Origin of the sequence: Enemella evansiae, from assembly GCF_004362375.1 — a bacterium.
In the GTDB taxonomy this organism is placed as follows: domain Bacteria; phylum Actinomycetota; class Actinomycetes; order Propionibacteriales; family Propionibacteriaceae; genus Enemella; species Enemella evansiae.
Window position 1 is genome coordinate 220,282 of record NZ_SNXA01000012.1, and the last position, 13,290, is coordinate 233,571.

A 13,290-nucleotide genomic window follows, 5' to 3' on the forward strand; every position below is an offset into this window, starting at 1 on the left:
CCGATTCACCCGCGGTTGAGCGGTGCGGCGGTCGTCGACGCCCGGATGGTCAACGACGGGGTCAGGGTCATGCGTCGCACCGGGCGACCGGCCTCGTTGACCCGCTGACTCAACAGGTCGACGGCCGCTGCACCGAGTGCGGAGCGTGGCGGACAGACTGCGGTCAATGCCGGGGTGAAATTCTCGGCGACCACGTCGTCGTAGGCGACGATCGACAGGTCCTCGGGCAGTGAGATTCCTTGGGAGAGCGCGAGATCGGCCAGTGCCATCGCCTGGTGATCGGAGTGCACGAGCAGACCGGTCACCTGCTCGGTCTGGATCCGTTCCAGCACGGCCTGCAGCTCGTCGGCGAACCGTGGATCACGCAGTGGCGGGAACTCGCTCTCGAAATGGTCGGTCGGCGTCAGGTCGAGGTCAGCACAGGCCTGCTGCCATCCGGTGAAGATCTTCCGCGAGGTCGGTGAGTCACTGGTCACCACCAGCCCCACCTTGCGGTGTCCGAGTCGAGCCAGGTGACGAGCAGCCAGGATGGCTCCGAACCCATGATCGGTGACCACCGACTCGAGCGGGGTGTGATCCTCCCCGGTCACCCCTTCACGTTCGATCAGGACGCTCGGGATCGTGTTCTCAGCAAGGAAATCAATGACCTCCTGGGCGTGTGCGCTCTCGGAGTTGGGGGCGACGATCAGCCCCCGGATGTCACCGGACTCCATCAGTCTGGTGAGCAACGGCCGCTCATCCTGCAATTCGTAGGAGGCCGACCGCACCACCAGCTCCCAACCGAGCGCCCGCGCGTGCTGACGCATCCCGGACACCACCTGTGGCCAGTAGTTCTCCAACGAGGGCAGGAGAACTCCGAGGCTGCGCGGAGGTTTGGCGGAGTTGCTGGTGAGCGACACCCCATAGCTGGTGGCCGCCGCCGCTGGCACCGCACCGCCATGCACCCGGACCAGTCGCCCGGCGCGCTCCAGTTGTGCCAGGTCCCGGCGGAGGGTGATGCTCGAGGCGCCCAGCTCGGCACTCAACTCGGAGATCCGCACGGCACCGTTGAGTGCCAGGGCGTCCAGAATCTTCGCCCGCCGGGCCGGCGCGAGGAGCGAGGGCTTCGGCTCGGGCATCACGCCACCTCCTGGTCATCGATCTGTTCGATCTGCACCGTGCACGAGCGTGCCCGATCGACGTGGATCTCGATCCTGCTCAGTCGGTCACCCCAGACTCGGGTGAGCAGCGGGTCGTCGATCGTCATCTCGGTGATGGTCATCTCCAATCCGGCGGGCCAACGCAGCAGCACCCTGGGCGCACCGTGCAGCGGATCGATCCGCACGGCCGATTCAGTCTCGCACCGGATGAGCCGACCGGCCACGATGTAGTGGATTCTGGTCCCGGCGCCGACGTCCGCCGAGGGGTCGGCCTCGGCGAAGGCCCAGTCGTCGTCGATGGTGACGGTGCCGGTGGTCCGGTCCAATCGGGCGCTCCGGGACCAACGCAGCAATGCATCGACGGGGTACGCCGCGGTGAGGTCGGTCTCGAAGCTGGCCTCGGCATCAGTGATCTCAGCGCCCGTTCCGCGAGCGTGGTACTCGCGTCCCGGGGGTTGTGCCGTCCCGGCCACCTCGGGGGTCGAGTGCCATGAGCTCTGCATCATCCACAGTTGATAACGATCGGGGCCGAAAGTGGCCGCGGTGTACCGCGGCCGTCCCGGATCGACCAGAACCGGGATGCCGTCACTGGCCACCATCACCGAGCCCAGGTCGTTGTGATTGTGCTGTTCGTCGTTGTGGCCACCCTTGGCTGCGAGTGTCAGGCCGCGCGAACTGCCGGCATCGCGACGCGCCAGGAACACTCCGAGCGAGGGATAGAAGACGTCGCGGGGCAGTGGGGGACCGTGGTCTTCGGGCTGCTGCCAATCGGGGTCGATGATGGCCTGCAGCAACCGGCCGAAGCCGAACCGTTCACCTGCGGCGTGACCGGGAATCCGTTGCCCGGCGGCAAAACTCGCGGCATCGGTTGCCCCGCTGGCACGGGCGACGCGGTACAGGGAGTGCCATGGGTGCACATCGGGGGAGGTCGCCTGTCCATCGGCCACGCTGTAGTACCAGGCACCGCCCAGATGCATCGAATGCGGATAGGACAGCGTGGCGCGAAGAGCGGGCGATTCGGGGATCAGGTGCAGATCGCCCCCGGTGGCGTACCGCAGGATCTCCAACGCCTCCAGGGCGCGACAGGCTCCTGCCCACCAGTAGTCGATGCCCTCATCGATGGCGCCGTCGGTCGGCAGGGAGGCGATGTAGGGGTCCATCCCGGTGACCGCCCGCGTCACGACCCGATGGCGCAGCGCCTCCTCGGTGGGATCATCCAGCAGCCGCAATCCCGCGACCAGGAGATTCCCGAGGATCCACGGGTTCCAGTTGTTCACGGGGCGTTCGTGCCCCAGCCACCACCAGTCCTCGGTGGCCAGGAACGGATCGAAGATTCTGCGGCGCGCTTCGGCGCGGATCCGGGACCGGAGCCCCGGGATGCGTCGATCGAGTTGGGCACCGAGCAACTGATCGAGCCACGCCAGGGTTGCGACCATCTCACCGGCGCCGAGATCGATCCGCGGCCTGGCCACGTCGGTGAGGACGGTGCCCCCGGTGAAGAGATCGTGTGCCGGCCAACACCAGGTCGACTGCTCCAGCAGCATCCAGACCCCATCGGCCACCTCATCGACCCACTGGTCCTGCTGTGTCACCGCGGCAACCAGTGCGGCCCGGGCGGTGCGTTCGATGCGCTCGAAGGTGCGGTGCTCCCAGGCTGAGCGGTCCCCGGTGCGGTGGTACGCCGCGGCGAGGCTGGCGGTGGGTGTCGGCCACGCAGTGGCCCGGTCCTGTTCGGCGACCGCGGCGATCCGATCGAAGCTGAGCAGGTCGATCCTTCCGGAGTCGCGATCCCAGACCTTGCGATCGGTGGCGGCGGGGACCGGGAGCGCCGAATCCGGTGGTGACAGCCGGTGTGCCAGGGCTGCGGCCGGTGTTTCACCGGTGAGCCGTTGGATGGCGTGCGACAGCGGTCCGGAGGGATCGCCGTCGGTTCGGCTGGTCGGCTGGGCGGACGTCATCGAGCTTCTCTCCCTTGCAATCACCGCTGATCGCTTTTGATCGATTATGCCAGATAAGACTGATTTGATCGATAGCTATTGCTACGACTGTATCTGTTGGTTAGTGTCCTGACCACGATCCATCTTGGCGTCAGTGCTGACTACCGCGCGGGGCGCCAGGTCTGCAAAGGAGCAGCACTATGAAGCGCAAGTGGGGTGCGGTGCTGGCCGCAACCGCGGTGGTTGTCGCGAGTCTGTCCGCCTGCTCGAGTGACGGGGCCGGGCAGGACAGCAATGAACTGACCCTCTCGGCCTGGGGCGCGTCCAAGAGCGTCGAGTTCACCACCCTGGTGGACGGCTTCAACCGGTCCAACGCCGGTTTCACGATCAAGGTCAAGGACTACGACCCCGCCGAGTACAGCACCCAGCTGACCGCCGATCTTGCCGCGGGCACCGGAGCTGACCTGCTCACCATCAAGGAGCAGAAGTCACTGCCACCACTGATCGACGGGAAACAGCTCCAGGACCTCTCCGATGTCCAGGTCTCACCCAACCTGAGCCGCGTCAGTGACTACCGGATCGACGGTAAGGTCTATGCCATTCCCTACCGCTCCGATTCGGTGTATCTCTTCTACAACAAGGATCTCTTCGACCGGGCGAAGATGAGCTATCCCGACGGAAATTGGACCTGGCAGGACTACCAGGCCGCCGCAGTCAAGATGAGCGGTGCCCTGAAGGAGGGCGGGTCCGATGCCTCGGCAACCTATCTGCACCCGTGGGCGAACCTGATCCAGGGGTCCGCGAATGCCCAGGTCCCGGGTGCGGATGTGCTGTCCGGGAAGTTCGGATATTTCAAGCCCTATTACGAAACCGCGCTCGCACTCCAGGATCAGGGCGCCCAACCTTCGTTCAACACCGCCAAGGCCACCAAGCAGGATTACACCGCCACCTTCGCCAAGCAGAAGACCGCCATGATGCCGATGGGCAGTTGGTTGATCTCCGGGCTCGTCCGGGATCAGAAGTCCGGCGTCGCTGACAAGTTCGCCTGGGGAGTCGCGCCGCTGCCGCAGTACGACGCGTCGACCACGAACAGGGCGAAGGCCCCGGTGACATTCGGCGGCCCGACGGCGATCGCGGTCAATGCCAAGGTGAAGGGCCAGAAGCTGGAGAAGGCCAAGACCTTCCTTCGCTATGTCGCCGAGGTTCAGACCCAGCAGCAGTTGGCAGAACGCAGTGTCAGTCCGGCGCTGATCGAGGATGCCACCACCAAGGCGTATCTCGGTGTCCAGGGCATGCCCAATGATGAGGTGACCGCCTACACGCTGGGCAATCGCGATACCCGGCCGGAACTGCCGATCGCCACCAAGGCCTCCGCGGTGCAGACCATCCTCGACGACATGCACACCGCGATCATGTCCGGATCGACACCGATCGACAAGGCCATCGCCGATGCTGAGGCGCGCTATGCCAATGAGATCAAGTGACGCGGCCGTGATCGTCCGGTTGACCCGGTCCGGGAGTTGGCGATGAAGGCGGCGCCCGTATCGACCCCCCCACGGTCGATGGCCACCGCGCCACAGCCGAGGCCCGCCGAACCCCGGTCCCCGGACCGAGCGGGTATGTCACTGCGGGTGCGGAACGGGTTGGTCGGGTGGAGTTTCATCCTGCCCAACTTCCTCGGATTCGCGCTGATGACCCTGGTTCCGGTCATCGCCCTGTTCTATCTGTCATTGACCGACTGGAACATCTTCGGAACAGCTGACTGGGTGGGTCTGGACAACTTCACCCGGCTCCTGGGGGACAACAGTTTCCGGATCGCGCTGGTCAACACGCTGTACTACTCGGTGCTGCACGTGCCCCTCACCATCGCCGCATCACTCGGGCTCGCCCTGTTGCTGAACACCAGGCTCCGCGGGCGTACCTTCTTCCGTACCGCGGCCTTCTTCCCCTACATCACGTCGATCGTGGCGATCGCCCTGGTCTGGAATCTGATCTTCAGCCCCGATTACGGACCGATCAACTCGATCCTGCGACAGCTCGGCATGGCGAATCCGCCGGGCTGGCTCACCTCGACGACCTGGGCGATGCCCGCGGTGGTGATCATCGCCACCTGGCGGGACATGGGTTACTACATGATCCTCTTCCTGGCGGGACTGCAGACGATCCCCAAGGACCTCTACGAAGCAGCGAAGGTTGACGGAGCGAGCGCCGGACAACGGTTCTGGAACGTGACGCTGCCCGGGCTGCGGCCGACGATGTTCTTCGTGACCATCATCTTGACGATCAACTCGTTCAAGATCTTCGACCTGATCCTGGTGCTGACCGAAGGCGGCCCCGGTCAGTCGACCTTCGTGCTGTCCCAGTTCATCTACAAGAAGGGTTTCGCCGAACATCAGTTCGGGTACGCCTCCGCGGCGGCGGTGGCCCTCTTCGCCCTCTGCGTCCTGGTGACGATCGTGCAGTTCTCCATCAACAAGAGGCGGTCGAGCTGAGATGGCGATTCTCGAGAAGGGTCAGGAGCCAGCGGTGCGACCGGTGATCGACACGACCGGGCCCAGAACCCCGGCAGGTAGAGGAAAGCTGGGGATCCGATTCCTCGGATACGCGGCCCTGCTGGTGTTCGCGGCCACCTTGTTGCTGCCGTTCTTCTGGATGGTGACGAGCTCGTTGAAGGACAACAACGAGATCTTCTCCAACCCGGTGCGGTGGTTGCCTTCCCGGATCGTCTGGGAGAACTACGTCAATGTCTGGTCGCAGACCAACATCCTGGTCTGGTTGCGCAACACGTTGATCCTGTCGGTCGCGGTGACCGTGCTGCAGCTGCTGACCGGATCCTTCGCCGCATATGGCTTCGCGAAAGTACGGTTCCCCGGCCGGGACCTGCTCTTTGTCGCCTACATCGCGACGATCGCGGTGCCGTGGCAGTCCTACATGATCCCGCAGTTCATCCTGTTCTCGAAGATGGGCGTGGTCGACAATCTGGCGGCGATCATCCTCCTGCATGCGTTCAGCGCATTCGGAGTGTTCCTGATGCGCCAGTACTACCTGACGATTCCCGAGGAGTTGTCCGAGGCGGCCCGGGTGGATGGGTTGAGTGAATACGGCATCTGGTGGCGGATCATGCTGCCGCTGTCGGCACCAGCACTGGCGAGCCTGGCGCTGCTGTCCTTCGTCAGCACCTGGAACGACTATCTCGGCCCGCTGATCTACCTGCGGGAGCGGTCGCTGTGGACACTGCAACTCGGCCTGCGGAGCCTGGTCAGCAACCTCTACGATCGCGCCGATTATGCGGTCCTGTTCGCCGGGTTGACCCTGTCGGTGATCCCGATCGCCATCATCTTCGCCTTCGGGCAGCGCTACTTCGTGCAGGGCATCGCCGCCACCGGGGTGAAGGGGTGATGTCGATGCGGTCCACCCAGTCAACCCAGCGAACGTCCGTGATCGGGGGGACGTTCGCTGGGCTGGTGATGACACACGCCGCGGCGGTCCTGGTGACCAATCTGTTGCTGTGTCTGGTCTGTCTTCCCCTGCTCGTGGTGCTGCTGACGACCGACCCACGAGTCTCCTGGCCTCTGCTGGCGCTGCTGATGCCGATCGGTGGGCCGGCGCTGTCGGGTGTCTTCACGGTCTGTGCACTCATCGGTGACCGAGATGGACCTGATGGGGTGCGGTCGATCGTGATCGCCTTCTTCTCGGGCTGGCGCGCCGGCTGGCGTCGTTGCTTCGGTATCGCAGTCGGAGCGACAGCGCTGGTCACGATCGCCGTTCTCGATTTCGCATTCCTTTCCGGCAAAGGGATCGGGGCCCTGCTCGGACCGCTCCTGCTTCTCGTCGCCGGGTTGGCCGCATTCGGTGGAGTTCAGGCGATCGCCGTTCAGACGATGTTGCCGAGCGTGCGGCTCGGTGCGCTGCTGAAGCTCACCACGGCCGCCACCGGGTGCCAACCGTTGTTGATGCTGGTGAGTCTGATCGCGATCGGAACCCAGCTTGCACTGTTCTTCCAGTTTCCGGCACTGGCCCTGGGCATCTCGGGATCGCTCATGGCCTATCTCTGCTGGTCGCACGTGCGGCACGGGCTGGTCCACCTCAACGCCATCGAGCGTCCCGAACCCGCGGGTGACCACTGACGCCGCACCACTCCCTGGTCTCCACGAACGATCAATCAGTCCATCGAAAGGCGCAGCATGAGCATGCCCGGATCCCAGACCGCGGATCGACCTCGACCTCCGGTGGCGACGATGTCCCAGGCCGAGGTCCAGGCCGCGCTCGCCCGGGCCGTGGCGACGGTCCGGGCCACCATTCCCGCATTCCGGGAGGTGTACCCCGACGACACCACCGTGGGTGGGAGATACCTGCCGCGGTCGGCGCGGGACGGTTTCCCGCAGGGGGCGAATGTCGGTTGGACGACGGGGTTCGTTCCGGGCATGCAGTGGATCGCGGCCGAGATCGGTGACGACCCGGTCTTCACCGCGGCCGCGCTGGAGCATCTCGACAATTTCGAACAACGGGCCCGTGCTCACCAGGACCTCGATCACCACGACCTCGGGTTTCTCTACCACCTGGCGGCGGTCACCGCGTGGCGCCAGGTTCAGCAACGGGGCGGCCGAGAGGCCGGCCTGTTGGCGGCCGAGGCGTTGATGACCCGCTTCGTCGAACCTGCCGGGGTGTTCCAGGCCTGGGGATCGCTGCAGGATCCGCAGCAGTCCGGCCGGACGATCGTGGACAGCTTGATGAACATGCCGTTGTTGGTCTGGGCGTCGCAGACCACGGGCGAACCGCGCTATCGCGAAGCTGCCCTGCGCCACATCAACCAGTTGGCCACCCACATGGTCCGTGACGACGGTTCGACCTACCACACCTTCACCTGGGATGCCGTCACCGGTGTGCCGCTGCACGGCAACACCGCCCAGGGAGCTGGTGACGGTTCGTGCTGGGCGCGTGGGCAGGCATGGGCGATCTACGGATTCGCGCTCGCGTACCGGATCTTCGGTCTCCGTGAGTTCCGGGTGCTGGCCGAACGCTGCGCCGAGGTGTTCTGGGTGCGGTTGCCGCCGGATCTGGTTCCCTACTGGGACCTGGACTTCGGCGCCGGCAGTGGCGAACCCCGGGACAGCTCCGCCGGTGCCATCGCCGTCTGCGGACTGCTGGAGCTCGCATCGACCGCTGGGGATCCGGCCTCGGCCGAGTTGGCCCGGAACCGGGCCGGGCGGTTGCTGGCGGCGTTGGTCCGGGACTGCGCTCCCGCCGCCGAGCAATCCGACGCGCTGCTGCTGCACGGGGTCTACAGCAAACCGGGCAATGCCGGTGTCGACGAGGGCAACCTGTGGGGTGACTACTTCTATCTCGAGGCCCTGGCCCGAACCGCCGATCCGGGGTGGGAACCGATCTGGTGCGCCGACTGAAGCCCGCGGCGGGCACCGAGGTCATCGCACCACGGACGCGCTGGAATCCTTTTTCTCGGCGCTGAGTGCCGGCAGGTAGCAGAGCGCACCGAGCACGCTGAACAGGCCGCCGGCCACCATCGCGACCTGGGTCCCGGCGTACGCCGCCAGCTGGCCGAGCAGCGGGCCGATGGCGGCACCGGCGCCGAGGGCGACCAGTGAGTTGAGCGAGAGCACGGTGGCCCGGCTGCCCTGCGGGGCGCGGCGGTGCAGCAGCGCCCGGTGCACCGGACCGCAGGCGCCGTGCAGGCCGTAGGTGACCAGGTAGGCGCCGATCAGCCCGGCCGGTCCGTACGCCAACCCCATCACCACGGCACCCAGCCCGTTCAGGATCCGGGCGAGAATCGCCGCGCGGGCCACCCCGATCCGTCGGGCCGACCGGCCCACCAGCGCCGCACCGATCGCGAAGCAGCCCCAGCCGGCGGCCGCGGTCGGCCCGACCCAGGCACCGGCCCGTGCCGCGCCACCCAACAACTCCGCGAGTCGGATCGGCTGGAAGGTCTCGAAGACCGACATCGCAGCCACCCAGAACAGCTCCACCGCGACGATCCCGGCCAGCACCCGGTCGGTGCGCAGCAACCACAGGCAGGACGCGACCGCTGCCGGCGTACCCCGCACCGAGGCCAGGGCGGCACCGGGTTGCACCGAACGATCGGTGGGCAGCAGCAGCCAGGTCGCGAGCAGGTGCACGACCGTGGTGCCCAGCAGCACCAGCATCGGCAGCAGCAGCGCACTCTGCGCGGTGAACGGATGCCAGGCGGCGAGCAGGCCCGCGGCCAGGGCGCTGCCGGCGATCGCCAGGCCGACCAGCGTCGACTCCTTCGCCAGCAACTGGTCCGCGTCGGCCCGCGGATCCAGCTCGTGCAACCGGTCCACCGCCCAGGCCTCCAACGGCCCGGAGTCCAGGGCCCGGTAGACACCCATCGAGAACGCCGCCAGCGCGAACCCGGTGAAGCTGTCGGCGCGCAGATAGAGCAGGGCGGTACCGACGTTGATGACCGCCGCCACCAGCAGCACCGGCTTGTAGCCGAAGCCGTCGGCGAACCCGCTGGTCGGCAGTTCCAGCAGCAGCACACCGATGCCCTGGAAGGCCAGGTACGCGGTGATCTGGGCGGGGGAGAGACCGCGCTCCAGGGCCCAGAGGGTGAAGACGCCGATGCCCATCCCGGACGGCAGCCAGCGGGTCACGGTGAGGATCAGGAAGATCCGCGTGACCTCGCGGGTGGTCATCTGCTCAGCTCCAGCGCGGATCGGCGGGGCTGAAGATCAGATTCACCCGCACCCTGCGGGCCCGCGGGGTGTCGCTCGCGCTGCGGTAGCGGGCGACCACCTCGTCCAACTCGGCGTGCATGGCCCGGAGTTGCTCGGGCTCGACGACCACCGCGTCGTCGTTGACCGAGAGTGCGTCCCGCCAGTCCTGTGGCCAGTCCTCCTCGCGGTCCAGATAGCGCTCGTGCCCGTCGGCCGCCTGCCGCAGATAGTGCCGGCCCAGCCAGGCGACCGCGGCCTGGGTCTGCTCGTCGGCCGGGTAGTCACCCCCGGTGAAGGAGTGGCTCCGCGAGGCGGCCCGCCACTGCCGCCGCCGGCCCTCGCCCTCCCCGGTATCGGTGACCAGCCCGACCTCCGCCAGCTTGCGCAGGTGGTACGAGGTGGCGCCGGTGTTGGTGTCGAGTGCCTCGGCCAGCTCGGTCGCGGTCGCCGGCCCCTCCCCGCGCAACCGGGAGAGCAGTAGCGAACGCATCGGATGGGCGAGTACGCGGACAGCGGTCGCGTCGAGCCGCACGTTCTCCGGCCGCTCGTTGGGATCGGCCCGGTTCTGATCATCAGCCATGCGTACACAATTATCATGCACAACTTCTATGCACAATAGTTATGCATCCCATCCCGCGAAGATGTCAGCAGTTATGCACCCTTGCGCGCGCCGGAACTGGCACATCTCCCTCAAGAGTTCGGTTTGGGGGAGGACCGGTCGCCGTCGGTAGAGTCTTGGCCGTGACCTTCCGCCTCGCCGTGCTCGTCTCCGGTTCGGGCACCCTGTTGCAGGCGCTGCTGGACGCGATCGCCGCGGGGGAGTGCGCGGGTGAGGTGGTCGTCGTCGGCTCCGACCGGGCCGGCATCGAGGGGCTCGCGCGGGCCGAGCGCGCCGGCGTACCGACCTTCACCCACCCCTACGCCAAGGGTTCCGATCGGGCCGCCTGGGACCAGCAGCTCACCGCCCTGATCGCCGCCCACGAGCCCGACCTGGTCGTCAGCGCCGGTTTCATGAAGCTCGTCGGCCCGGCCTTCCTGGACCGCTTCGCCGGCGCGATGATCAACACCCACCCCGCGCTGCTGCCCAGCTTTCCCGGCATGCACGGCGTCCGCGACGCCCTCGCTTACGGGGTGAAGGTCACCGGTGCCACCGTCTTCACCGTCGACGCCGGTGTGGACACCGGCCGGATCCTCGCCCAGGCGCCGGTCGAGGTCCACCCGGGTGACACCGAGGAATCCCTCCACGAACGGATCAAGGTCGCCGAACGGCGGCTGCTGATCGACACCGTCAACCACCTGGCAACCAAGGAGCAGCAGTGACCGAAGCGCAGAGCCGACAGCCGATCCGGCGCGCCCTCGTCTCCGTCTATGACAAGACCGGACTGGAAGACCTCGGCCGGGCGCTGGTCGCGGCCGGTGTCGAGCTGGTCTCCACCGGTTCCACCGCCAAGCGGCTGGCCGACGCCGGTCTGCCGGTCACCGCGGTCGAGCAGGTCACCGGTTTCCCCGAATGCCTGGACGGCCGGGTGAAGACCCTGCATCCGATGGTGCATGCCGGCATCCTCGCCGACCGGCGACTGCCCGCCCACGTCGAGCAGCTCGAGCAGCTCGGGGTCGCGCCCTTCGACCTGGTGGTCTCCAACCTCTACCCGTTCGCCGAGACCGTCGCCTCCGGTGCCAGCACCGACGAGGCCATCGAGCAGATCGACATCGGCGGCCCCTCGATGGTCCGCGCCGCGGCCAAGAACCACCCGTCGGTGGCGATCATCACCGCGCCGGAGCAGTACGCCGAGCTGATCGACGCGCTGGACGCCGGCGGCACCACGCTGGCCCAGCGGCAGCGGCTCGCCACCGACGCCTTCCGGCACACCGCCGCCTACGATGTCGCGGTCGCGTCCTGGATGGGGCGTACGCTCGCCGGCGACGAGGGTGCCCCGGCCTGGACCGGCGCCACCTGGGACAAGGTCGCCGACCTGCGCTACGGCGAGAACAGCCACCAGTCCGCGACCCTCTACCGCAGTGCGAGCGGTGGCCTGGCCGGTGCGGAACAGCTGCACGGCAAGGAGATGTCCTACAACAACTACGTCGACACCGACGCCGCCCGCCGGGCCGCCTTCGACTTCGACGAGCCGGCGGTGGCGATCGTCAAGCACGCCAACCCGTGCGGGATCGCGGTCGACGACGACATCGCGGTGGCGTACGCCAAGGCGCACGCCAGCGACCCGGTGAGCGCCTTCGGTGGCGTGATCGCCGCGAACCGCGAGGTCACCACCCAGATGGCCGAGGCGGTCAGCGAGGTCTTCACCGAGGTGATCGTCGCGCCCTCGTACGCCGAGGGTGCGGTGGAGATCCTGCAGGGCAAGAAGAACATCCGGATCCTGGTCTGCCCGGCTGACGAGCATCCCGACCCGGTCGAGTTCACGATGATCTCCGGCGGCGTGCTGATGCAGGACGTCGACCGCTTCCAGGCCGAGGGTGACAACCCCGCCAACTGGACGCTGGCCGCCGGTGAGGCCGCCGACGAGCAGACGATGGCCGACCTGGCGTTCGCCTGGAAGGCCTGCCGGGCCGTGAAATCCAACGCGATCCTGCTCGCCCACGACGGCGCCTCGGTCGGTGTCGGCATGGGTCAGGTGAACCGCGTCGACTCCTGCCGGCTGGCCGTCGAGCGGGCCGGGGAGCGGGCCGCCGGATCGGTGGCCGCCTCCGATGCCTTCTTCCCGTTCTCCGACGGCCCGCAGATCCTGCTCGATGCCGGTATCAAGGCGATCGTGCAGCCGGGTGGTTCGGTACGCGACGAGGAGACCATCGAGGCCTGTCGGAAGGCCGGCGTGACGATGTACTTCACCGGGACCAGGCACTTCTTCCACTGATCACCCGCGAATCCACGTGCGGCCTGGTATCAGACTCGGTATCATGGGTTCATGGCCATGACACTTCGCCTGACCGAGGCCGAGACCGAAGCGCTCCGCAAGCGTGCTGAGCTTGAGCGCCGCTCGATGCAGGAGGTCGCTCGGGCCGCGGTGACCGAGTACATCGAGACCCACAGCCGGCGTGACCTGCTGGACCAGGTTCTGGATCGGGAGTTGCCGCGCTACGCCGAGGCGCTCGAACGTCTCGGCCAATGACGCTCTTTCTCACCACCGAGGAACTGATCCATATCGCGAACCGGGCGACCGGGATGACGATCGCGGTACGCGACATCGGTCTGCTCGAGTCGGCGGCAGCCCGCCCCCAGACCGAGGTCTTCGGCCAGGTCGCGTACCCGGATCTGGTCACCCAGGCCGCGGCGTTGACGCAGTCGATCGTGGGGAACCATGCCTTGGTGGACGGCAACAAACGGCTGGGACTGGCTGCCCTGCTGGCATTTCTCGGCCTCAACGGTCATCGACTCACGTTCAGCAATGATGAGGCCTACGAGTTCATCCTCGCCATCGCTGATGGATCGTTGGCAGAGGTGGAGAGCATCGCGGAGCAACTGCGCCGGGGAGTGCAGTGATCCGCTGCTCGTATCGGGAGTGA

13 protein-coding genes are annotated in these 13,290 nt (G+C 67.0%); 9 read left to right on the top strand and 4 right to left on the bottom strand.

Annotated features, from left to right (window positions below; translation table 11 throughout):
* Positions 1-5 precede the first annotated feature (5 nt).
* Both C8D81_RS17280 and C8D81_RS17285 read right to left on the bottom strand, forming a co-directional pair.
* Positions 6-1,118 (bottom strand): substrate-binding domain-containing protein, encoded by a 1,113-nt coding sequence (locus C8D81_RS17280; RefSeq protein WP_133626465.1) that lies wholly within the window; start codon positions 1,116-1,118, stop codon positions 6-8.
* Entirely contained in the window at positions 1,118-3,097 is a 1,980-nt protein-coding gene (locus C8D81_RS17285; protein WP_133626466.1) for a heparinase II/III domain-containing protein, read from the bottom strand. The genes C8D81_RS17280 and C8D81_RS17285 overlap by 1 nt, the downstream gene beginning before the upstream one ends.
* 179 nt (positions 3,098-3,276) lie before the next feature.
* On the opposite strand from C8D81_RS17285, the gene C8D81_RS17290 reads away from it, so the two are divergent.
* The 5 genes from C8D81_RS17290 (at position 3,277) to C8D81_RS17310 (ending at position 8,478) form a co-directional block, all read left to right on the top strand.
* A complete protein-coding gene (locus tag C8D81_RS17290) occupies positions 3,277-4,560 on the top strand; it encodes an ABC transporter substrate-binding protein (protein ID WP_133626467.1) in 1,284 nt (427 codons plus the stop codon).
* Positions 4,561-4,695: 135 nt separating this feature from the next.
* Positions 4,696-5,568 (top strand): carbohydrate ABC transporter permease, encoded by an 873-nt coding sequence (locus tag C8D81_RS17295; RefSeq protein WP_208109366.1) that lies wholly within the window; start codon positions 4,696-4,698, stop codon positions 5,566-5,568.
* 1 nt (position 5,569) lies between these two features.
* The gene (locus tag C8D81_RS17300) at positions 5,570-6,475 is read left to right on the top strand and encodes a carbohydrate ABC transporter permease (protein WP_133626469.1); all 906 of its coding nucleotides are present in this window, start codon (positions 5,570-5,572) and stop codon (positions 6,473-6,475) included.
* 92 nt (positions 6,476-6,567) lie between these two features.
* Positions 6,568-7,203: a hypothetical protein gene (locus C8D81_RS17305; RefSeq protein ID WP_133626470.1), complete on the top strand. Its 636-nt coding sequence runs from the start codon at positions 6,568-6,570 to the stop codon at positions 7,201-7,203.
* Between the two features lie 57 nt (positions 7,204-7,260).
* Positions 7,261-8,478 (top strand): glycoside hydrolase family 88 protein, encoded by a 1,218-nt coding sequence (locus tag C8D81_RS17310; protein ID WP_208109367.1) that lies wholly within the window; start codon positions 7,261-7,263, stop codon positions 8,476-8,478.
* 21 nt (positions 8,479-8,499) lie between these two features.
* Here C8D81_RS17310 and C8D81_RS17315 read toward each other — a convergent pair whose 3' ends face one another.
* Both C8D81_RS17315 and C8D81_RS17320 read right to left on the bottom strand, forming a co-directional pair.
* Positions 8,500-9,747, bottom strand: coding sequence for an MFS transporter (locus tag C8D81_RS17315; RefSeq protein ID WP_133626471.1), 1,248 nt, complete (start codon positions 9,745-9,747; stop codon positions 8,500-8,502).
* A gap of 4 nt (positions 9,748-9,751) precedes the next feature.
* Positions 9,752-10,348 (bottom strand): ArsR/SmtB family transcription factor, encoded by a 597-nt coding sequence (locus tag C8D81_RS17320; RefSeq protein ID WP_133626472.1) that lies wholly within the window; start codon positions 10,346-10,348, stop codon positions 9,752-9,754.
* Positions 10,349-10,509: 161 nt separating this feature from the next.
* On the opposite strand from C8D81_RS17320, the gene purN reads away from it, so the two are divergent.
* Genes purN through C8D81_RS17340 form a run of 4 tightly spaced genes read left to right on the top strand, consistent with a single transcriptional unit; the run spans position 10,510 to position 13,267 of the window.
* Positions 10,510-11,088, top strand: coding sequence for a phosphoribosylglycinamide formyltransferase (purN, locus tag C8D81_RS17325; protein WP_229117869.1), 579 nt, complete (start codon positions 10,510-10,512; stop codon positions 11,086-11,088).
* A complete protein-coding gene (gene purH / locus C8D81_RS17330; protein WP_094405624.1) occupies positions 11,085-12,641 on the top strand; it encodes a bifunctional phosphoribosylaminoimidazolecarboxamide formyltransferase/IMP cyclohydrolase in 1,557 nt (518 codons plus the stop codon). The genes purN and purH overlap by 4 nt, the downstream gene beginning before the upstream one ends.
* Positions 12,642-12,692: 51 nt before the next feature.
* A complete protein-coding gene (locus C8D81_RS17335; RefSeq protein WP_172421935.1) occupies positions 12,693-12,896 on the top strand; it encodes a DUF6290 family protein in 204 nt (67 codons plus the stop codon).
* Positions 12,893-13,267: a type II toxin-antitoxin system death-on-curing family toxin gene (locus tag C8D81_RS17340; protein WP_133626474.1), complete on the top strand. Its 375-nt coding sequence runs from the start codon at positions 12,893-12,895 to the stop codon at positions 13,265-13,267. Before C8D81_RS17335 ends, C8D81_RS17340 begins: the two co-directional genes overlap by 4 nt.
* Positions 13,268-13,290 lie beyond the last annotated feature (23 nt).